The organism is Salinicola tamaricis (assembly GCF_003006155.1).
Taxonomy (GTDB): Bacteria; Pseudomonadota; Gammaproteobacteria; order Pseudomonadales; family Halomonadaceae; genus Salinicola; species Salinicola tamaricis.
Genome location: NZ_CP023559.1, coordinates 2483118 through 2504552, shown reverse-complemented (window position 1 = coordinate 2504552; position 21435 = coordinate 2483118). Strand labels below are relative to the sequence as shown.

Sequence of the window (21435 nt, the reverse complement as noted above, 5' to 3'; positions counted from 1 at the left end):
GGTCACTACAGCCGCTCAGGCGGTCGGCGTACCGCCCAGCCGCGCCAGCGTCTCGGCGTCGAGACAGCGGTAGGTGAAGGAGGGGCGGCCGATATGGCCGTAGTGGAAAGACTCTTCGAGCACGCCCTGATCCACCAGGTGCTTGAGGTACTTGCGCACCGAGACCCGCGACATACCGGTATCCTCGCTCAGCGCCTCGGTGGTGAAGGTCGCCTCGTGGTGCTCGGCGGCGGCGCGCGCCACCTGCGACAGCGAGTTGAGGGTGAGCCCCTTGGGCAGGTCACCAGGGCGCTGGGGCGGCGCCACAGCGGCGCTGTCGCGTCGAAACAGCGCGTCGACGTCGCGCTGATGGGCGCGCGCCGGCAACCCGGCCAGCCGCCGGTGAGTATCCAGGCAGTGGCTCAGCGCCTCCTGGAAGCGCTGGAACTCGAACGGCTTGACCAGGTAGTCGTCGACCCCCAGATGCTTGGCCTCGCGCACCGTCTCCATCTCCGAGGCGGCAGTGATCAGGATGATCTGGATATCGCGCGCCTGGCGGCGCAGCTCGCGCACCAGCGCCAGGCCGTTATGCTCGCGCAGAAAGACATCCAGCAGCAGCAGATCCACCGACTCGCGCTGCAGCACGTCTCGCGCGGCGGGCAGATCCTCGCACTGGGCGACCAGACTGGCGCCCTCGATACGATTGAGGAACTCGACGTTGAGCCGCATGACCATCGGGTCGTCTTCTACCACCAGTACACGCATGCTCATGTCACTCCGTCGGTAATCCAGGATGGGGCCACCGCGTAGGGTAATGTCACCTCGACCAGGGTGCCACGTCCGGGGGTGGAATAGATCGCCAGATGGCCGCCGCGGGAGTCGATGTGGGCACGTACCATGGCCAGACCGTAGCCGCGCCCCTCGCCCTTGGTCGACACCCCCTGTTCGAGCACCGCGCCGCGCTGGGCCGCGTCCATGCCGCAACCGCTGTCAGCAACGTGCAGCGACAGCGCCCCGGCATCCAGCCCCAGCGTCAGGGTGACCTGGCGCTCGTCGCGCCCGGCGACGGCTTCGAAAGCGTTCTCCAGCAGATTGCCGATGATCGTCACCAGCAGGTGGCACACCTCCTCCTCGGCCGCCGCCGGGATATCGCTCTCCAGCTCGACCTCGAGCTCGATCCGGCGCTCCCGCGCCTCGCTGCCCTTGGCCAGCAGAAAGCCCGCCAGCACCGGGTCCTTGACCCCGGAGACGCGCGCCGCAGCGGGGGCGATCAAGGTGTCGTCGAGTTCGTGCAGATAGCGCTCCAGGCGCCCCAGGTCGCGCAGCTGGACCAGCCCCAGGATCACATGCAGGCGGTTCTTGAACTCATGCGTGGAGGCGCGCAGCGCCTGGGCGTAGCGGCTGACCCCGGTCAGCTCCTCGGCCAGGCGATTGACCTCGCTGCGATCGCGCAGGGTCACCACGCTGCCGCCGCCGCGGGTCTCGTCGACGCGCGCCGCCCCCCGTCCGCGGCGCTGTCCGTGGCCCCCCCGCGCCCACGCCGGCGGGGCCGGGCCCGCGCCCGGATCTGCACCCGGTTGACGATCAGCGCGCGGCCGTTGAGGGTCAGACGCTGGTTGATTGCCGGCGTGCCGTCGCCGAACAGCTGGGCCAGGGTAGCGGCGGGCACGCCGGTGGCGGGTGCCGCCCCCACCGGGGCCAGCAGCTCACGCGCCGCCGGATTGATCAGACTCAGCTCGCCGCCGGCGTCGATCGCCAGCACCCCTTCGTGGAGCGACGCCAGCAGCGCCTGGCGCTCCTGCACCCACTGCGAGATCTGGTGCGGCTCGAAGCCGAGCAGGATGCGCTTGATGTAGCGCGCCAGCCACCAGGCGCCGAGGCCGCCGACGAGCATCAGCAGCAGCGTGCCCAGCAGCACCACCTGACGTTTCTCGGCCAGCAGCAGCCCGACCCGGGAGAGGGTGACGCCGGTGGCCACCGCACCGATCACCTGGCCATCGGCGGCACGCACCGGGGCGAAGCCGCGGATACTCACCCCGAGCGTACCCTCGGAGCGCGACACATAGGACTCCCCCGCCAGCGCTGGCCCCTCGTCGCCACCGCGGAAGTGGCGCCCGACCTCGTTGGGGTCGGGGTGGGTCAGACGCAGGTGGTCGCGATCCATGACGGTGATGAAGTCGACCCCCAGACGCTCGCGCAGGACTTCGATGTGCTGGCGCAACGCCGAGCCGGCATCGTGGACGATCGGCGTGGCCTCGAGCGCGCGGCGAATGTCGCTGCGGTCGGCGAGCACCGCCGCCAACCCCATCACCCGCTCCCCCTGGGCGCGTTCGAGGTTCTCCTTGAGCTGATAGTCGAACAGCAGAAAGGCCACCCCCAGGGTCAGCACGATCATGCTGGCGACGAGGATGAAGATCTGGGCACTGAGACGCAGTCGTTTCACGAGGGTTATCCGAGGGCAGCAGGCGTATATCGGGGAGCGCGATCCGGCATCACGGCTCTAGGCCGAAGTTTTAGACCCTGTAGCTTCAAAACCTCTAGCTTTAGACCAAGGGGGTATTCCCCAGTCAGGCACTTTGTGCCAGCACCGCGTCGTTCCCTTTCAATATTTTATTAAGGCTTAGTTAACTTCAGAAAGTTTGGCCGCCGCGGCCTGCCTTCTTATCCTGCCGCCTACCCGCCCGGCAGGGCGCGCAATCCTGGGAGTGAACCATGACCGCAACCGTGACGCAAAACGCTCACGCCGAGTCGGCCCGACCGCGCCACTGGCTGTCGACGCCGATCTTCGGCATTCCGCTACCGCTGTTCGCCATCGCCGCGCTGGTGCTGATCGCCGCCATCGCCACGGACACGATTCCCACCGGCATGATCGGCGCCCTGCTGGTGATGATGATCTTCGGCGAGCTGCTCGGCTTTCTCGGCGATCGCCTGCCGATCATCAAGAGCTATCTCGGCGGCGGCGCGATTCTCGCCATCTTCGGTGCCGCGGCGCTGGTCTACGTCAACTGGCTGCCCGCAGATGTCACCGACAACGTCACCCAGTTCATGAAGAGCGGCGGCTTTCTCAACTTCTATATCGCCGCGCTGATCACCGGCAGCATCCTGGGCATGGACTCCAAGGTGCTGGTCAAGGTCGGCTCGCGCTACGCCCTACCGCTGGTCTGCGCGGTGCTGTTCGCGGCACTGTTCGCGGTGGCGGTGGGCTGGCTGCTGGGCTTCTCGCCGCAGGATGCCGTGGTGGTGATCACCCTGCCGATCATGGGCGGCGGCATGGGCGCTGGCGCGGTGCCGATGAGCCAGATCTATGAGCAGCTGCTGGGCCAGCCGGCGAGCTATTACATCTCGATCCTGGTGCCGGCGCTGGCGCTGGGCAACGTTTTCGCCATCATCATCGCCGGCCTGCTCAACGGCCTGGCCAACCGCGTGCCGAGCCTGACCGGCAACGGCCAGATGATGCCGGGCGTGAGATCGAAGAGCGCGAGAGCAAGCCCGATCTCTCCAAGCTGGGCATCGGCCTGGTCGCGGCGCTGACCTTCTTCGTCGCCGGCGAGATCCTGGGCGATTTCATCCCGCTGCACCCCTATGCACTGATGATCGTCCTGGTCGCCGTGCTCAAGATCGCCAACCTGGTGCCGGAGTCGGTCAACGAAGCCGCGGCGCAGTGGTTCAAGTTCGTCGCCAAGAACTGGACCTTCGCCCTGCTGTTCGGTATCGGCATCGCCTACACCGACCTCGGCCAGGTCATCGACGCCATCTCGATCACCTATGTGCTGATCGTCTTCGCGGTGGTCGCCGGTGCGGCCTTCGGCGCCGGGCTGGTGGGCAAGCTGGTCGGCTTCTACCCGATCGAGTCGGCCATCACCGCCGGTCTGTGCATGGCCAACATGGGCGGCACCGGCGACGTCGCCGTGCTCTCCGCGGCCAAGCGCATGCAGCTGATGCCGTTCGCGCAGATCTCTTCGCGCCTCGGTGGCGCCTTGATCCTGCTGATCTCGAGCATCGTGGTGCCGCTGTTCTTCACCTGACTTGATGAACAGCCTGCCCAATGACAACGGCGCCTGCGGGCGCCGTTATCGTTGAAGACTCGCATTCACACGTCGGGCGGCTACCAGTCGCCTTCCTCATTCGTCATCGGCCACCGCGCGGCCGAAGCTTTGCCATTGGGCCAGCGTCATCACCTCGGTCGATTCGGTCTGCAGGTCGTGGACGATCAGCAGCTCGCCGCGTTCGAGCTGGCGTCGAAGCTCGCGCACCCAGTCGTGCATATCGCTGGCGACGTCGGTGGTGTCGTAGCCCTGGCGGGTGACGAAGGTCTCGAGCAGCGCATCCAGCGTCTGTGCCGGCAGCATGCGGTGGGGGACTTCGACGAAACGGCTCATTCCTCCCCCTCCCACTCGGCCAGACGCTGAATGAAGGTGGCCTCGTCGATCACCTCGACCCCGAGCTGCATGGCTTTCTCCAACTTGCTCCCCGCCGCCTCGCCAGCGACCACCGCGGTGGTCTTCTTGGAGACGGAGCCTGAGACCTTGGCGCCCAGCGCCTGCAGGCGCGCCTTGCCGTCGTCGCGGGTCATGCTCTCCAGACTGCCGGTGAGCACCCAGGTCTGCCCCGCCAGTGGCTGTGGACGCTCGCCGATCTCTTCTTCGTCCCAGGTCACGCCGACCGCGATCAGATCGTCCAGCGTCTGCTGGTTATGGGGCTGACGGAAGAAGGTATGCACGTGGTGGGCCACCACCGGGCCGACGTCGGCGACCGCTTCCAGCGCCTCCAGCTCGGCGTGGCGCAGCGCCTCGAGAGTGCCGAAATGGCGCGCCAGATTGGCCGCGGTGGTCTCGCCCACCTCACGGATGCCGATGGCATAGATGAAGCGCGCGAGCGTCGTCTGCTTGGCCGTCTCCAGGGCATTGACCAGATTGTTGGCGGACTTCTCCGCCAGCCGCGGCAGCTCGGCGAGACGCGCGGCTTCGAGTCGAAACAGATCGGCGGGCGTCTCGACCCACTCGCGCTCGACCAGCAGATCGATCAGCTTCTCGCCCAGGCCGTCGATATCCAACGCGCGGCGGCTGGCGAAGTGCTTGAGCGCCTCCTTGCGCTGCGCCGGGCAGTAGAGCCCGCCGGAGCAGCGCGCGTCGACCTCGCCGTCGAGCTTCTCGACCCGCGAGCCGCACACCGGGCAGCTCTCCGGCAACACGATCTCGCGGCCATCCGCCGGACGCTGCTCGCGCACCACCTCGACCACTTTGGGGATCACGTCGCCGGCGCGATAGATCCTCACGCTGTCGCCGATACGCAAATCCAGCCGCGCAATCTGATCCATATTGTGCAGGGTAGCGTTGGAGACGGTGACCCCGGCCACCTGCACCGGTTCGAGCTTGGCCACCGGGGTCAGCTTGCCGGTACGCCCGACCTGGAACTCGACGTCGAGCAGCCGCGTGACCTGCTCCTGGGCGGGGTACTTGAAGGCGATCGCCCAGCGCGGCGCGCGTGAGACGAAGCCCAGCACGCCGTGATCGCTCAGCGCATCGAGCTTGATCACCGCACCATCGATATCGTAGTCGAGCGACTCGCGCTTCTCGCCCAGGCGGCGGCAGAAGTCGACCACGCCATCGATCCCCTCCACCACCGCCAGCTCGGGATTGGTCGGCAGGCCCCAGTCGCGCAGCAGCGCCATGCGCCCGGAGTGGGTGGCGGCCAGCTCGGCATCGCTCTCGATGCGCGCCACCTGATAGGCGCAGAACTCCAGCGGCCTCTGGTCGGTGATCGCGGGGTCGAGCTGGCGCAAACTGCCGGCCGCGGCGTTGCGGGTTGGCGAAAACCTTGTCGCCGTTCTCCAGGGCGCGGGCATTGAGCGCCTCGAACCCGGAGTGACGCATATAGACTTCACCACGCACCTCGAGCAGCGCCGGCCACTGATCGCCACGCAGCTTGAGCGGGATCGAACGCAGGGTGCGCAGGTTGTTGGTGATCTCCTCGCCGGTGCGACCATCGCCGCGGGTCGCGCCATAGCGCAGGTAGCCATTTTCGTAGACCAGCGATACCGCCAGGCCGTCGAGCTTGGGCTCGCAGCAGAACACCAGCGCCGAGGCGTCGCGCTCCAGCCCTTTGGCCACCCGCTTGCCGAACGCCAGCAGCTCCTCTTCGTCGAGGGCGTTGTCGAGCGACAGCATCGGTACCACGTGCTCGATCTCGGGGAAGCCGCTATCGGGCTTGACGCCGACTCGCTGGGTCGGCGAATCGGGGGTCGCCAGCTCGGGGTACTCGGCCTCCAGCGCCTGCAGCTCGCGCAGGCGCAGGTCGTACTCGGCATCGGTGAGCTGCGGCGCGTCTTCGACGTAGTAGTGATAGTTGGCGTCTTCGAGCTGCTGACGCAGGGTCGCGGCGCGATCCTGCGCCGCTTGTGGGGTCTGGCTCATGGCGTCCGATTCGATCGCTGACAGGGTGGGGGCATTGTAGCGGAAGGCGGCGGGCAGGCCGAACGCCATCGATGACACCACTGCCGGTACAGGCAGGGCCCATCAACGACGACGGGGCCCGAAGGCCCCGTCATCAATACCGCTACCGCGTGTCGTATCGGGCTGTGTCAGTTGGCCTGATAGCGATGCAGCCGGTGGCGACGCTCGAACTCCTGCACCCGCTGGCGCGCGAATTCGATCGTCTGCGCGGTCATCACGCTGTGGTTCTCGTCCTTGAGCTCGCCGCCCAGATGGCGCACCAGCACCATGGCGGTCTCGAGCATCGCCTCGAACGCCGCGGCGGTGTCGTTGGCGCCGGGCAGCGGCATCAGGAAGGTGACCCCAGGCGTGACGATCTCATCCATCTTGTCGAGATCGAAGACGCCCGGCTTGAGCACATTCACCATCGAGAACTGCAGCTCGCTGTCGTCCGCCTCGGTCTCGTAGCGGTGGAAAATGCCCATCTCGCTGAAGCGCAGACCACAGGCCAGCATCAGGTTGAGCAGCGTGGTGCCGTCGAACCCTTCTTCCGTCCGCGCCAGCACGCTGATGACGATGACTTCCTCGGCATTCGACAGCGTCTCACGGGCCCGCGCAGCGCTGACGTGATGGCGCTTGGCACGCTCCACCGCCGGATGCGTGGTGACCACGTCGCGCCGCGGCGCGTCGTCCTGGGTGGCTCGATCGAAGGCTGCCTGGTCGAAGGTCAGCGCCTCGGCCGCACCACGCATCTCGGCGTCTTCCGTGGTGGCCGCTGGCGCTTCACTCGCCGCCGGCATCTCGCCGGCCGGCGTCAGCGCGGTGATCTGCAGACGCGAGGGGTCGAGCTGCGGCGTGTCGGCGGTGACGCGGGCTTCGGCGGTTTCGGCGCGCGCGTCGATACCAGCCTCGGCAGCGGACAGGCGCGGCTCTTCGTGCGCCCGCTCATGCGCCCGAGCGGCGGCGGCATCGTCGCGTTTCTGACCCAGGCGATGGGCAGAGTCGCTGACCCGCTTGGCGCCGGCCTTCATCGCGCTCTTGACGTTCTCCTGCATGTCGGCGAACGAGGTACGCGACTTGTAGCGGCCGAACACGCTGCTCTTTATCTGGTCGTCGGGAATCCGCTCCTGACGCTTGGGCTCGGCCGGGCGGATGGGTTCGGCGCCATCACTGCTGCGCTCGAACGTCGCCGGCCGGACGACACGTGCCCCTCCATTGGGCAATTCCCAGTTGATCTCGGCCGCACGGGCCTCCTCTTCCGGATCCACGTGGGATTCGGCGTCGTTTCCGCTGGATTCCATCGCCTGGTCAAGGCGCGGAACACGACGTTGGCGCTGTAGACGGCGGAAGCCATCGATCACGATGGTCGCCACCAAAACCAGCCCCAGGATGATCAGCCACTCTCTTAGTTCCATGGGTCGTCTTGCCTGTTCGCGGTGCCACTATGCGGGTAGAGGACAACATGCTTGCGGCATGTGGGCTCTAGCATAGCGTGATTTTCCTAAAATGGGCGACTTTTTTTCATTGTCAAGTAAAGTTTTTGCCCGCCAGCAACCGCCCTTCAATTTTCCCTAATGCTCGACATCCTATTACGCCGATAGCCGCTTTGGCTATTTCGGGCAAACTCAGGACGCCTCTGCCATCGACGCCGCCTCGTCGACCCCGACCGCGACCAGGCGTGAGACACCTGGCTCCTGCATGGTCACCCCCATCAATCGCTCGGCGGCCTCCATGGCAATCTTGTTGTGGGTGATGAAGATGAACTGCACGCTCTCGGACATCTCCTTCACCAGTTTCGCGTAGCGCCCCACATTGGCATCGTCCAGCGGCGCGTCGACTTCGTCGAGCATGCAAAAAGGCGCCGGATTGAGCTGGAAGATGGCAAACACCAGCGACAGTGCGGTCAGTGCCTTTTCGCCGCCGGAGAGCAGATGAATGGTGCTGTTTTTCTTGCCCGGGGGGCGCGCCATGATGGCCACCCCGGTCTCCAGCAAATCCTCCCCGGTCAGGGTCAACCACGCGGCCCCGCCGCCGAAGACTCGGGGGAAAAGCGTCATCAGCCCCTGATTGACTTGCTCGAAAGTCTGCTTGAACCGGGTGCGGGTCTCCTGATCGATACGCCGGATCGCCCGCTCCAGAGTCTCGATCGCCTCGCTGAGCTCGGCGTGCTGGGCCTCGAGATAGTCGCGGCGCTCGGCCTGCTGGTCATACTCCTCGATCGCCGCCAGGTTGATCGCGCCCAGGCGGCGGATGCGTTCACCGGTCTCCTCGAGCCGGGTCTGCCACGCCGACTCGGTGGCGTTGGGGTCGAGCGCAGCACCCAGGGCTTCGGCATCGTGCTGCTGCTCGGCGAGCTGCTCGGCCTGGGCATCGGCCTTGAGCGCCAGCGCCTGGAGCTGCATGCGACCCTCCTGCAGGCGCGCGCGCAGCCCTTCCAGATCGCGCTCGTGCTGCTGGCGTTCGAGCTCGCTCTGGCGCAGCATCTCGCCGAGCTGGTTGGCGCGGTCGCGACATTGATTGAGGGCACTCTCCTGCTGGCTGCGCTGTTCGAGCAGCTCGGCCAGACGCGCCTGCTGATCATCATCGGGCTGGTTGAGGCGTTCGCGTTCGGCCGCCAATCCGGCGCAGCGCTCCTCCAGCGTGGCCAGTTGGGTACGGCTGCGCTGCGCCTGCTGCGCCAGTTCACCGCGCTGGGTCTCGAGACGCTGGCGCTCCAGCGCCAGTTGCTGCTGGCGCTGCCCCGCCTGCTGCTGCTGACGGCGCAGCTCGGCCAGACGCTCCCGCGCCTGCTGGCGGGTGGCGTCGATGGCGGCACGCTGCCCGGTCCCCGCCTCGACCTCGGCCAGCGCCTGCTGCCAGCGTTCGCGGGTCTCTTCCAGCGTCTCGCGGGTCTCTTCCAGGCGCGCCTGGCGCGCTTCGCTCTCGGCGGTGAGTTCGGCGGCCCGCGCGGTGCTGTGCTCGAGCCGGCTCTCCAGGGTGGCCAGCCGCGTGGCCTGCTGCTGGCGCTCACGGGAGAGGTCGAGCTCGGCCTGACGCAGCGCTTCCAGCCCGCGCTCGCTCTCCTCGATCGCCGTCTCGCCCACCTCGATGCCCTCTGCCAGCGCCGTCAGATGCTGATCGATCTCCGCTACCTGGATGGCCAGCGCCTCGCACCGCTGACGCTGCAGCAGCACGCTGTCGCCCTGGGCGTCCTGCGCACCCAGCCGGCGCACCCAGCCATGGCCGAGCCACAGCCCGTCGGCGGTGATCACGCTCTCGCCGGGGGCAAGCGCGGGATGTGCGGCCCAGGCGCTGGCGTGATCGTCGACGCAGCGCACGCCTCCCAGCAGTGCGCCCAGCGCCGCGCTGCCGCGGGCCTTGGCCGCGAGCGAATCCGCCGGCGCTGGTGTTGCCGACGCCCCCGGGGCGACCAGCGGCAGCTCGCCGCTGGCCAACTGTTCCAGTGCCTCCCGTGCCGGGTTCAGATCGGTGACCCGGGCCTTGAGCCAGGGTGCCAGCACCCAGCTCACGCAGCGCTCCCAGCCCGGCTCGACGTCGAGACACTCGGCAAGCCGGGGGGCAGTGTCCAGCGCGTGCGCCGCCAGCTGCTCGGCCAGGGCGCTGTCGTCATCCGCCAGCGCCGCCTCGATCAGCGCCTCCAGCGAGGCGATCTCGCCCTGGGCACGGTGGTGGCTCTCGCGCAGGGTGTCGCGCTCACGCTGGGCCACGGCGAGCGCCTCGCGCGCCTGCTCACGCTCCTCCTGACGCGCTTCACGGCGGATCGTCAGGGTCTCCTGGCGCTCGTCGAGAATCGCCAGCGCCGCCTGCAGTTCGTCCCGCTCGGCCTCGAGCGCGCTGACATCGGGCAGCGCCGCGCGCTGCTGCTGGCGGCACTCGATCTCCGCCGCCAGCTCTTCGCTCTGGCGCTCCAGGCGCTGGATCGCCTCCTGCTCACGCTCGGCGCGGTGGCGGCTGTCGCCGGCCTGCTGCTCGATGCGCTCCCACTCGGCCTGGTGCGCCTCGGCCTCGGCTTCGGCCTCCTCCAGGCTCTGCGCCAGCGTCAGTAGCGTCTCGTCGGCCAGCTCCGCCTCCGGTGCCAGCGCTTCGAGGCGTTCGGCCAGAGCCTCGCCACGGGCGTCGTCCTCGCCGGCCAGCGCCGCGAGTGACTCGCGCTCGCGGCGGGCGGCGTCGAGATCGGCGGCGAGCTGCTGGTCGCGCTGACGCACGTGTTCTAGCGACTGCTCCAGCCGCGCGATATCGGCTCCGGTCTGGTAGAAGGCAGCCTGATGCTGCTCCAGCTCGGCGGCGATCTCGTCATGCCGCTCGCGCCCCTCGACCAGACGAGTCTCGCACTGGCGCAGACCGAGCACTTCGCGCTCGACCTGGGTCTCATACTCGGCGACCCGCGCCGCCTCCTCGCGCTGCTGACTGCGCAGCGCACGCTCGCGCAGCAGCGCCAGCTCGCCGCGCAGGCGATGCTCTTCTTCTTTCAGGGTGCGGTAGCGGCGTGCGGCGTCGGCCTGGCGCTTGAGCCGTTCGAGCTGCTTGTCGAGCTCCTCGCGGATATCGTCGAGGCGCTCGATGTTCTCCTGGGTACGCCGCAGCCGGTTCTCGGTCTCACGCCGGCGCTCCTTGTACTTGGAGATCCCGGCCGCTTCTTCGAGAGTGGTGCGCAACTCTTCCGGACGCGCCTCGACCAGGCGCGAGATCATGCCCTGGCCGATGATGGCGTAGGAGCGCGGGCCCAGGCCGGTGCCCAGGAAGATATCGGCGATATCGCGGCGGCGGCACTTCTGGCCATTGAGGAAGTAGCTCGACTGGGCGTCGCGAGTGACCTGGCGCTTGACCGCGATCTCGGCGTAGCCGGCATAGGCGCCGCCGAGGCTGCCGTCGCGGTTGTCGAAAAGCAGCTCGATGGAGGCCTGGCCCACCGGCGCGCGGCCGCTGGAGCCGTTGAAGATGACGTCGGTCATCGACTCGCCGCGCAGGGTCTTGGCCGAGGATTCCCCCATGACCCAGCGCACCGCATCGATGACATTGGACTTGCCGCAGCCGTTGGGGCCGACGATCGCGGTCATGTTGCCGTCGAACGGTACCGTGACCGGATCGACGAACGATTTGAAACCCGCCAGTTTGATCGACTTGAGGCGCATGCCGACTGCACGACTCCTTGAATACGAACGCCTTTAACAACCGCTAGACGATATGGGCTTATCCGGCGGCAGGGCGTCGCGAGGGCGCTGTGAACCCTTCCCTGGGCGCTACCTTTGCCATCCCTGGCAAAGGACCCTCGCTTTGCCCTGTCCCCGGCGCCCGTCGTCAGAGGGTTTGGAAATGGACACTAAGCGCACCGCGAAACGAATCGGCAGAGCCTAAGCCACCGCGGGGGCGATATCCAGCCCGCACGCGCCGGCCGCCGCCGTCGGCGCGCCTTGCCGCCCACCGCCGGCTTGCTATGATGAAGCGGTTTCCTCGGGAGAAGACGATGACAAATTCCGCACCGAGCTTTCTGCAGCGCCAGCCCCACCTGCCCCTGATCGACGGCCACTGGGAGTCGGTGGACGCCACCGACTTAGTCGAGATTCCGCTGCTAGGCCAGGTCGCCGCCGGCCTGCCGATGGAGGCGTGCCTGGACGACGCCACCGTTCAGGTGCCCGCCCAGCTGGTGCGGCGCAACACCTATGCCCTGCGCGTGCGCGGCGACTCGATGATCGACTGCAATATCTTCGATGGCGACATCATCATCATCGAGCGCTACGAATCCGCCGAGAACGGCGAGACCGCGGTGGTCCTGATCAACAACCAGGAAGTGACCTTGAAGAAGCTGTTCATCGAGAAATCCGGCGTGCGCCTGCAGCCGGCCAACGACACCATGGCGCCGATCTTTCTCAAGAACGAGGACGTGCAGGTGCTCGGGCTGGTGATGGGTGTCATGCGTAATCCGCCCCAGGCGGCCTGATGCGCTATGCGATTCCCGCGCTGGCGCCAGGGGCGATTCACACCCACAGCCTCGAGATCGACAAGAGTCGCTTCATCACCTGGGTCGCCCACGCCCCGGACGCCGCTGCCTTCGACCGCCTGCTGAACGAGGCGCGCGCCACCTACCCCCATGCCAGCCACCACTGCTCCGCCTTCATCGCCGGCGCCCCCGGCGAACAGGTGGCGATCGGCTTCTCCGATGACGGCGAGCCCGGCGGCACCGCCGGCCGGCCGATGTTCCAGGCCCTGGAGGGCAGCGGCCTGGGCCAGATCGCGGTGGTCGTCACCCGCTACTTCGGCGGCATCAAGCTGGGCACCGGCGGCCTGGTGCGCGCCTACACCCAGGCGGTGACCCAGACGCTCGAGAGCCTGCCACGGCGCGAGTTCACCGAGCGCCGCGCGCGGCGGGTGCGTGTCGGTTTCGCCCTCGAAGCCCAGGCGCGTCACTGGCTGCAGGCCCATGAAGTTCCAGTAGAAGCCGCCGACTACGACGGCCAAGGCGTCACCCTGACGCTGGCCTGGCCCGCCGACGACAGTCTCGATCTGGCGCTGCTGACGCAGCGTCTGCGGGGCGAGCTGGAGTGCCTCGACGCGTAGACCGCGTTCGCCGACTCGCTGCGGGCACACACACTCACTGCAGGCGCCCGTATTTGCCACAGACGTTCATTCTCGCCGCGGGCGCCCATATTTGCCACGGGCGCCCGTTCACTCGCTGCAGGCGCTTTTGGCCACATCGTAGGAGAGCTGGATGTGCGCGTGGATCAGCTCACGCGCCGCGGCGATCCCCCGTGCCAGCGCCAGCTCCACCAGCTCGGCGTGCTGCACGTCAAGCTGGGCGCGAAGATCCTGATGCGCCGGGGCCATGCGCCGATAGCGATCGAACTGGTCATGCAGCTGCTCGATGAAGCGCAAGAGCCACACCGAGCCGCAGGGTTCGAGCAGGCGCCGGTGGAACTGCAGATGCATCTGCTCCCAGTGTTCGAGCGCATCGGGCTGCTCGTCGGCGCGCTTGAGTCGGTGAAAGGCCGCCAGCAGCTCCGCCTCCCACTGGGCGTCGCCATGGCGCAGCGCTGCCTCCAGCGCCTGGACCTCGAACTGCTGGCGCAGCCCGGCGATATCGTCGAGCTCGCGGCGTTTCAGCGCCGGGCACGCGGAAGCCGCGCTGGTTCTCCTGCGCCAGCAGCCCATAGGCGGCGAGGCGGTTGAGCGCTTCACGCAGCGGGCTCAAACCCACCGCATAGGTCTGCCGGAGATGGCTGATCGCGAGCTTCTCGCCGGCGACGAAGCGTCCGCGAATCAGATCGCGCTTGAGCGCGGCGTAGACCTGACTCGCCGCGGTGGTGGCATCCAGCGCCTTGGTCGGCGCCTGTTTCATGCTCATGCGGTGTCCTGCTGTCGATCCATGGCGTACTCCTCGGCCCGGTAGCGCTTGACCCTCGTACAAAATCGACGTCATAGTAAAAATCGATTTTTTCAGCATAACCGATCGTACCCCGTGCCGACCACGTGCTCGCGCTACCGCAGCACCCCGAAGTGCCAACGCCAGGGATACGAACCTCAAAGACAAGAACCTTCGGGATCACCGCCATGAGCCTCGCGTTCGATCACAACAACCCCTACCCCTCGCGCCGCAGCGCGACCTACTCCCAGCGCGGCATGGTCGCCGCCTCGCAGCCCCAGGCCAGCCAGGCGGGGCGCGACATGCTGGCCCAGGGCGGCAACGCCGTGGATGCTGCGATCGCCACCGCCGCGGTGCTGAGCGTGGTCGAGCCCAGCGGCAACGGCATCGGCGGAGACGCCTTCGCCCTGGTGTGGATGGCAAGCGAAGGCGGCCGCGGTCAGCTCCACGGCCTCAACGCCAGCGGCCATGCGCCCGCCGCCCTGACCCCGGAGGCGGTGCGCGCGCGGCGGGCCACAGCGAGATGCCGCTGCACGGCTGGACGCCGGTCACGGTGCCGGGCACGCCGGCGGCCTGGGCGACGCTGTCGCAGCGCTTCGGCAAGCTCGACTTCGCCACCCTGCTGGCGCCGGCGATCCGCATCGCCCGCGAGGGCTTTCCAGTATCACCAGTGATCAGCGCCCTGTGGCAGCGTGCCGAAGGCGAGTTCCGCGCCCGCGCCGACGACCCCGCGGTGGCGCCGTGGCTCGACGCCTTCGCGCCCCTGGGCCGCGCCCCGCACCCCGGCGAACTGCATCGCAACGAGGCCCAGGCGCGCACCCTGGAAGCGCTGGCCGAGAGCCGCTGCGAGAGCTTCTACCGCGGTGCCCTGGCGCAGACCATCGACGCCTTCTCGCGCCGGACCGGCGGCTATCTGCGCGCCGAGGATCTGGCCGGCTATACCCCGGAGTGGGTCGAGCCGATCGCCGCCGATTACCGCGGCTACCAGGTGTGGGAGATTCCGCCCAACGGCCAGGGCATGGTGGCGCTGATGGCGCTGCGCCTGATGGAGGGCTTCGATCCCAGCGTGCGCGACGACCCCGAGCTGCTGCACCACCGCCAGATCGAGGCGATGAAGCTCGCCTATACCGACGGCCACCACCACATCACCGATGGCGGCCATATGCGCACCAGCGTGGCGGCGCTGTTCAGCGACACCTACGCCGACACCCGCCGGCGCCTGATCGGCGCCAGCGCCATCGACCCCGAGCCGGGCCAGCCCCAGGCCGGCGGCACGGTCTATCTGGCCACCGCGGACGCCGACGGCAACATGGTCTCCTACATCCAGAGCAACTATCACGGCTTCGGCTCCGGTGTGGTGGTGCCGGACACCGGTATCTCGCTGCAGAACCGCGGCCACGGCTTCAGCCTCGATGCCGACCACGTCAACGTGCTCGCCCCCGGCAAGCGCACTTTCCACACCATCATCCCGGGCTTTCTCAGCCGCGACGGTATCGGCCTGGGGCCGTTCGGGGTGATGGGCGGCTTCATGCAGCCACAGGGACATCTGCAGGTGGTGATGAATCTGATCGATTACGGGCTCAACCCGCAGGCAGCGCTGGACGCCCCGCGCTGGCAGTGGATGGGCGAGCGCCAGGTGAGTATCGAGCCCGGCTATCCGCTGCATCTGGTGCGCGACATGGCCGCGCGCGGCCATCAGGTCTCGCTGGCGATCGACAGCACCAGCTACGGCCGCGGCCAGATCATCCTGCGCCACCCCGACACCGGGGTCTACTGCGGCGGCACCGAGCCGCGCACCGACTCCAGCATCGCGGTGCTCTGACCATGCGGACTCAGGGCATGCGCACCCAGTGGCAACTGTTTCTCGCCTTTCTACGCGTCGGCCTGCTCGGCTTCGGCGGCGGCCCCTCGATGATCCCGCTGGTGCGGGCCGAAGTGGTCACTCGCTACGCGTGGATGGATGACGCCGAATTCGGCGACGTGCTAGCCATCGGCAACACCCTGCCGGGGCCGATCGCGACCAAGATGGCCGGCTATATCGGCTACCGGGTCGGCGGCCTCGGCGGCTGCGTGATCGCCGTGCTGGCCCAGATCCTGCCCTGCATCGTGGCCATGGTGGCGCTGCTGGGGCTGTTCACCCGCTACCGCGACCAGCGCTGGATCGAGGGCATGAGCCAGGGCGTGGTGCCGGTGGTGATGGTGATGATGGCGCAACTGACCTGGGACTTCTGGCAGAAGTCCCGGGCCGCGCTGGGCTGGATCGCCAGCCTGGTCATGGGCGTGGTGGCCGGCGGGCTGATCTACGGGCTCGACATCCATCCGGGCCTGGTGATCGGCGCCATCCTAGTCGCGGCGCTGCTGCGTCCGGAGCGTAGCCGGCGGCGCAAGGAGGCCAGCTCATGATCTATTGGGAGCTGTTTCTGGCATTCTTCATCCCTAACATCGTCGGCTACGGCGGCGGCCCGGCGATCATCCCGCTGATCGAAAACGAGGTGGTCGGCCGCTACGGCTGGATGACCTCGCAGCAGTTCGCCGAGACCCTGGCACTGGGCAATACCCTGCCCAGCCCGATCGCCACCAAGATGGCCGGCTACATCGGCTATGACGTGGCCGGCATCGGCGGCAGTGCGGTCGCCACCTTCGCCACCGTGGCGCCGTCGCTGCTGCTGATGCTGGTGGCGCTGGGCACCCTCTACCGCTACCGCGACTCGATCAAGGTGAAGTCGATGAGCCAGTGGGTGCGTCCGGTGATCATGGTGCTGATGGCCTATCTGACCTGGTCGTTCGCCGCCGAGGGCGTGGACAACGACGGCTGGCTGCACGTGGCGATCATCGGCGCCGCGGCCACGCTGCTGCTGTGGCGCTTCAAGCTTCACCCGATCTGGGCGGTGCTGCTCGGACTCATCTATGGAGGGCTACTGCTCGGCTGACCCGGCCGCCCCGGTGATCGCGGCACGCGCACCGGTCTACAACGACAATCTGCGATAGACGACATCCGACGCCATTCCAATGCCAATAAAGGACGATTCGATGTTCACTCGACCGATCAAGACTCCCGCCGGTGCGCGCCGCCGCTTCAGCGCCAGCGCCGCCATCGCCTCTCTAGTCACCGGATTGGGACTGGGTTCACTGGGACTGGGCATGCTCGGCGCAAGCCCCGCCGCCCAGGCCGATGACTACCCCGATCACGCCATCGAATTCATCGTGCCGTGGTCACCCGGCGGCGGCAGCGATGCCTTGATGCGCGTGATCTCCAACGCCGCCGAGCAGTACCTCGGCCAGCCACTGCCGGTGATCAACATGCCCGGGGTCAGCGGCACCCTGGGGCTGAAGGCACTGGCCCAGAAAGACCCCGATGGCTATACCCTGGGCCAGATCCACGAGGGGCTGATGGCGGCCCACGCCACCGGGCTCACGCCGCTCGACTGGGACGATTTCCAGCCGATCGCCTCGCTGGCCTCGTCGCCCCAGTATCTGGTGGTCAATGCCGACAGCAGCTGGAAGACCTTTGCCGATTTCGCCGCTTACGCCAAGGCGAACCCCGGCAAGGTGCGCTTCGGCGCCACCCTCGGCGGCATTCCCCACGTCCACGGTGCGATGATCGAGGACGCCATCGGCACCTCCTTCCGCTACGTCGGCTATGAAGGCACCGGGGCGCGCATCCGCGGCCTGGTGGGCGGTCATATCGACGCCGCGATCGGCGATATCTCCTCGTCCCTGGGCTTCGTCGACAATGGCGATCTGCGCTTTCTCGCCGTGGGCACCCCCCAGCGGCCGGCACAGACCCCGAACGTGCCCACCTTCAAGGAGCTCGGCTACCCCGGTCTCAAGCTGAGCATCAACCGCGGCATCGTCGCCCCCAAGGGGATCGACCCGGCCAAGGTGGAGACGCTGGCGGCGGACTTCGAGGCGATGTCGAAAGACCCCGCTTTCATCGACAATGATGCGCGCGCTCGGCGCCGGGGTCGACTTCATGGGCCCTGGCGCCTACGCCGACTATCTGGCCGAGGTCGACGACACCGTCCAGCGTCTTTCCGGCAAGCTGGCCCGATGAGCGCCGACAATCTATCGGCCGCCGCACCCTTGGGGTCGGCGACCGACAGCACCCGTGGCGCGGTGCTGGCCAACCTGCTGTTCAATCTTGCCCTGGCCGCGCTGTTCACGGCGCTGTTCATCGACGCCGGCGAGCTGCCGTCATCGATGTGGGAGCCGCTGGGCGCGGGCGCTTTTCCGCGCCTGGTGCTGGGCGCGCTGATCCTGTTCAACCTGGCTTTAGCGCTGCAGGCAGCCATGGCGCTGGGCCACACCGCGCGCGGCGGCGGCACTCTCGCCTGGCTTTACCAGCGGCGGCTGGCCTTCGCCACCCTGGCAGCGTTCTCGCTCTATGCGCTGGCGATGCCGTGGCTCGGCTTTCCGCTCGCCTCGCTGAGCTTCCTGCTCGCGGTGCAATGGCTGCTCGGCGCCCGCCGCGGGCGGCGTCTGCTGGTGGCGGCAGTGGTCGCGGTGGCCTTCGGCCTGGGCCTCCATCTGCTGTTCGGCCAGGTATTTCAGATCCCGCTACCCGCCGGACGGCTTTAGTAGCCCGACAACGAGAGACACGCGCATGCCAATGACCGATGCTCTGCTGTCGAGCGTGGAACAGCTGTTTTCGGTGGCGACCCTGATCAGCATGCTGATCGGCGTCGTCGCTGGGGTGATCGCTGCCGCCATCCCCGGCTTCACCGTGACCATGGCGATCGTGCTGACGCTGCCGGTGACCTTCAGCATGCCGCCACTGCAGGGCGTGGCGACGATGCTGGCGGTGTATGTCGGCGGCTGTTCCGGCGGGCTGATCAGTGCCGCCCTACTGGGTATCCCCGGCACCCCCTCGTCGGTGGCGACCACCTTCGACGCCTACCCCATGGCACGCGGCGGCGAACCCGGGCGCGCCCTGGGCCTGGGCATCTGGGCCTCGTTCTTCGGCGCCCTGATCAGCGCCCTAGTGCTGATCGTGGCAGCCCCGCCGCTGGCGCTGATCGCGGTCAAGCTGGGGCCGTGGGAGTACTTCTCGCTGATCCTGTTCGCCATCACCGTGGTCGCCAGCCTGGTCGGCCGTTCGATTCTCAAGGGGCTGATGATGAGCCTGCTGGGGCTGTTCGTGGCGACCGTGGGGCCCGATCCGATGATGGGCGTGCCGCGCTTCACCTTCGATCTCGATCTGCTCGCCGCGGGCCTGCCCTTTCTGGTGGTGCTGATCGGGATCTTCGCGGTCAGCCAGCTCGCCGGCGAGGTGGAAAACCCGGACGAGCTGCGCCAGGGCCAGGCGCTGATCCAGGGGCGTCTCACGGTCAGGCCGCTGGTGGTGATGCGCGAGGTGCTGTCGCGCCCGCTCAACCTGCTGCGCTCGTCGTTGGTGGGGGTGGTGATCGGCGCAGTCCCCGGCGCCGGGGGCAGCATCGCCAATCTGATCGCCTACGACCAGGCCAAGCGCGCCTCCAAGACCCCGGAGCGCTTCGGCACCGGAATCGCCGATGGCGTGGTCGCCTCCGAGTCGGGCAACTCCGCCACCGCCGGCGGCGGGCTGATTCCGATGATCGCACTGGGCATCCCCGGCAGCGCGGTGGATGCGGTACTGATGGCGGCGTTGATGGTGCAGGGGATCAGCGTCGGGCCGCGGCTGATCATGGACAACCCCGACCTGGTCTACGGCATGTTCCTGGCGATGTTCCTCGCCGCCGGCATGGTGCTGGTGTTCTGCCTGCTCAGCCTGCGCTGGTTCCTGCGTATCACCGAGATTCCCAAGTCGATCATCGTGCCGGTGGTGCTGGTGTGCTGCGCAGTGGGCGCGCTGGCGCTCAACAACCGGGTGACCGACCTCTATCTGCTGATCGGGGTGGGGCTGTTCGGCTATCTGCTGGCCAAGCTCGACTATCCGCTGGCGCCGCTGGTGCTGGGGGTGATCCTGGGGCCGATCGCCGAGACCAATCTGCGCCGCGCGCTGATGGCCGACGAGAGCTGGACGCTGTTCTTCACCCGTCCGATCTCGCTGGCGCTGCTGGTGCTGGCAGCGCTCTCGGTGGCGTTCAGCGTACGCCGGGTGCTGCGCGACAGACGCCGCACTGCCACCCGCTGAGCGCCGCGCCCCGGCTCGACCCGCCCCCCCCCGGGGGCCTGGCATCGGGGCATGGCAGACCGCCACGGTTGTGCTAGTTTAGCGCCCGCCAGATCCTTGGAGGCCGCATGGCACGACACCCGTTTTCCGCCCCCACTCACGCTGCTACCTACGTGCCCACCGATGTCGCCCCGCGCGGGCGTCTCGGTCTGGCGCCCATGGAGGGCGTGATCGACGCCGACACTCGGGCACTGCTCAGCGCCGATGGCGCACTGGACTGGTGCGTCACCGAGTTCGTGCGCGTGGTCGATGCGCGCCTGCCGCCGCGGGTCTTCCTGCGCCACTGCCCAGAACTGGCCGAGGCCGGTACCGCGGGGCCGCTGACGCCGACCGCGACCCCGGTGACGCTGCAGCTGCTCGGCTCCGACCCCGCGGCCCTGGCCGCCAACGCCGAGCAGGCGATCGCCCTGGGCGCCACCCGGCTCGACCTCAACTTCGGCTGCCCGGCCAAGATGGTCAATCGCCACGATGGCGGCGCCTCGCTGCTGCGCACGCCGGCGCGCGTAGCGCGGGCGGTGGCGGCGGTCGCCGAGGTGGCCGCGGCCCGCGGCGCCACGGTGAGCGCCAAGCTGCGACTGGGCTTCGACGACCGTCGGGTGGCGCTGGCCTGCGCGCTGGCCGCCGAGGCCGGCGGTGCCCATGAGCTGGTGGTGCATGCGCGCACCCGGCGCGAGGGTTACCGCCCGCCGGCGCACTGGGAGTGGGTCGCCAGGATTCGCGCCACCGTCGGCGTGCCGGTGGTAGTCAACGGCGATATCTGGACGCTCGAAGCGTACTGGCAGGCGCGTACACTCTCCGGCTGCGACGACGTCATGCTTGGCCGCGGCATGCTCGCCGACCCCTGGCTGGCGCGCCGCATCCGCCACTGGCAGGCGAGCGGCGGCGAGCGCCTGGCGACGACACCGTGGGCGGCCCGTGCCGAGGTGCTGTGCCGCTACGCCGCACGCAAGCAGACCGCAGGGATGGCAGAGAAGTTCATCGTCGCGCTGCTCAAGCAGTGGCTCAACATCATGCGCGGGCGCGATGCCGAGGCCGCCGCGCGTTTCACTGCGCTGCGCCGGGAGACCGCGCTGGCGCCGCTGCTGGCCGGGCTGGCACAGCCGGCGCTGAGCGACCCCGCCCCGGCTACGGAGCCGACCACGGCACTGGTATAAGACGCTGGCGGGCGTCCGCCACGTTGGCCGGTCGCCTTGCCCACACGACCTCCTCGGCGCTTCCCGCCATGCGCTTGCAGATGCTGCGCGACGCGCAAACGAAAACACCCGCATGCCGAAGCATGCGGGTGTCATCTGTATGGCGCGCCCGGGAGGATTCGAACCTCCGACCACCTGATTCGTAGTCAGGTACTCTATCCAGCTGAGCTACGGGCGCTTGAAATCGGTCGAGACGTCAGGTCTCTGGTACTGCTGCGCGACACTGCTTCAAGTGAGTGGCGCGCCCGGGAGGATTCGAACCTCCGACCACCTGATTCGTAGTCAGGTACTCTATCCAGCTGAGCTACGGGCGCTTGTCACTGA

At 68.1% G+C, this 21435-nt stretch carries 13 protein-coding genes, 2 tRNA genes and 4 pseudogenes; 9 read left to right on the top strand and 10 right to left on the bottom strand.

All coding sequences use genetic code 11. The features are described from left to right. Window positions 1–15: 15 nt before the first annotated feature. The 3 genes from CN538_RS11490 to CN538_RS22875 are packed head-to-tail and all read right to left on the bottom strand — an operon-like array spanning window position 16 to window position 2422. On the bottom strand, window positions 16–750 hold the full coding sequence (locus tag CN538_RS11490; protein ID WP_035476982.1) for a response regulator: 735 nt from the start codon (window positions 748–750) through the stop codon (window positions 16–18). Then, the gene (locus CN538_RS22880; RefSeq protein ID WP_242495019.1) at window positions 747–1439 is read right to left on the bottom strand and encodes an ATP-binding protein; all 693 of its coding nucleotides are present in this window, start codon (window positions 1437–1439) and stop codon (window positions 747–749) included. Before CN538_RS22880 ends, CN538_RS11490 begins: the two co-directional genes overlap by 4 nt. Continuing rightward, window positions 1436–2422 carry a sensor histidine kinase gene (locus CN538_RS22875; RefSeq protein ID WP_242495018.1) on the bottom strand — a complete coding sequence of 329 codons (987 nt, stop codon included), beginning with the start codon at window positions 2420–2422 and terminating at the stop codon, window positions 1436–1438. The genes CN538_RS22880 and CN538_RS22875 overlap by 4 nt, the downstream gene beginning before the upstream one ends. Before the next feature lie 269 nt (window positions 2423–2691). Between CN538_RS22875 and CN538_RS11480 the strand changes: the two are divergent. Beyond that, window positions 2692–4004 (top strand): annotated as a pseudogene (locus CN538_RS11480) (2-hydroxycarboxylate transporter family protein). A 96-nt stretch (window positions 4005–4100) separates the two neighbouring features. On the opposite strand, the gene CN538_RS11475 reads toward CN538_RS11480, so the two are convergent. The 4 genes and pseudogenes from CN538_RS11475 to smc form a co-directional block, all read right to left on the bottom strand. Beyond that, entirely contained in the window at window positions 4101–4358 is a 258-nt protein-coding gene (locus CN538_RS11475) for a YheU family protein (protein ID WP_106419504.1), read from the bottom strand. Next, window positions 4355–6146, bottom strand: a pseudogene (ligA, locus tag CN538_RS11470) (NAD-dependent DNA ligase LigA). Before ligA ends, CN538_RS11475 begins: the two are co-directional and overlap by 4 nt. A gap of 413 nt (window positions 6147–6559) precedes the next feature. Continuing rightward, window positions 6560–7441 (bottom strand): cell division protein ZipA, encoded by an 882-nt coding sequence (zipA, locus tag CN538_RS11465; protein WP_479725173.1) that lies wholly within the window; start codon window positions 7439–7441, stop codon window positions 6560–6562. A gap of 594 nt (window positions 7442–8035) precedes the next feature. Continuing rightward, on the bottom strand, window positions 8036–11542 hold the full coding sequence (gene smc / locus CN538_RS11460; protein ID WP_106419502.1) for a chromosome segregation protein SMC: 3507 nt from the start codon (window positions 11540–11542) through the stop codon (window positions 8036–8038). 332 nt (window positions 11543–11874) lie between these two features. Between smc and CN538_RS11455 the strand changes: the two genes are divergently transcribed. Beyond that, a complete protein-coding gene (locus CN538_RS11455; RefSeq protein ID WP_106419501.1) occupies window positions 11875–12348 on the top strand; it encodes a LexA family protein in 474 nt (157 codons plus the stop codon). Then, window positions 12348–12965 carry an IMPACT family protein gene (locus CN538_RS11450; protein WP_106419500.1) on the top strand — a complete coding sequence of 206 codons (618 nt, stop codon included), beginning with the start codon at window positions 12348–12350 and terminating at the stop codon, window positions 12963–12965. The genes CN538_RS11455 and CN538_RS11450 overlap by 1 nt, the downstream gene beginning before the upstream one ends. 108 nt (window positions 12966–13073) lie before the next feature. Here the strand turns inward: CN538_RS11450 and CN538_RS11445 are convergent. Continuing rightward, window positions 13074–13743, bottom strand: a pseudogene (locus CN538_RS11445) (GntR family transcriptional regulator). 212 nt (window positions 13744–13955) lie between these two features. On the opposite strand from CN538_RS11445, the pseudogene CN538_RS11440 reads away from it, so the two are divergent. From CN538_RS11440 to CN538_RS11410, 6 genes and pseudogenes are all read left to right on the top strand, one after another. Continuing rightward, window positions 13956–15589 (top strand): annotated as a pseudogene (locus tag CN538_RS11440) (gamma-glutamyltransferase family protein). 2 nt (window positions 15590–15591) lie between these two features. Further along, window positions 15592–16170, top strand: a complete 579-nt coding sequence (locus tag CN538_RS11435; RefSeq protein ID WP_106419499.1) for a chromate transporter — start codon at window positions 15592–15594, stop codon at window positions 16168–16170. After that, window positions 16167–16697, top strand: coding sequence for a chromate transporter (locus CN538_RS11430; RefSeq protein ID WP_106419498.1), 531 nt, complete (start codon window positions 16167–16169; stop codon window positions 16695–16697). The genes CN538_RS11435 and CN538_RS11430 overlap by 4 nt, the downstream gene beginning before the upstream one ends. Before the next feature lie 100 nt (window positions 16698–16797). After that, window positions 16798–18345, top strand: coding sequence for a tripartite tricarboxylate transporter substrate-binding protein (locus tag CN538_RS21115; protein ID WP_207233472.1), 1548 nt, complete (start codon window positions 16798–16800; stop codon window positions 18343–18345). Between the two features lie 25 nt (window positions 18346–18370). Further along, window positions 18371–19879 (top strand): tripartite tricarboxylate transporter permease, encoded by a 1509-nt coding sequence (locus tag CN538_RS11415; RefSeq protein ID WP_242495017.1) that lies wholly within the window; start codon window positions 18371–18373, stop codon window positions 19877–19879. Between the two features lie 197 nt (window positions 19880–20076). After that, the gene (locus CN538_RS11410; RefSeq protein ID WP_106420626.1) at window positions 20077–21072 is read left to right on the top strand and encodes a tRNA dihydrouridine synthase; all 996 of its coding nucleotides are present in this window, start codon (window positions 20077–20079) and stop codon (window positions 21070–21072) included. Window positions 21073–21212: 140 nt separating this feature from the next. On the opposite strand, the gene CN538_RS11405 is transcribed toward CN538_RS11410, so the two are convergent. Both CN538_RS11405 and CN538_RS11400 read right to left on the bottom strand, forming a co-directional pair. Next, a tRNA-Arg gene (locus CN538_RS11405) sits at window positions 21213–21289 on the bottom strand. 59 nt (window positions 21290–21348) lie between these two features. Then, window positions 21349–21425: transfer RNA gene (locus CN538_RS11400), tRNA-Arg, on the bottom strand. Between the last annotated feature and the right edge of the window lie 10 nt (window positions 21426–21435).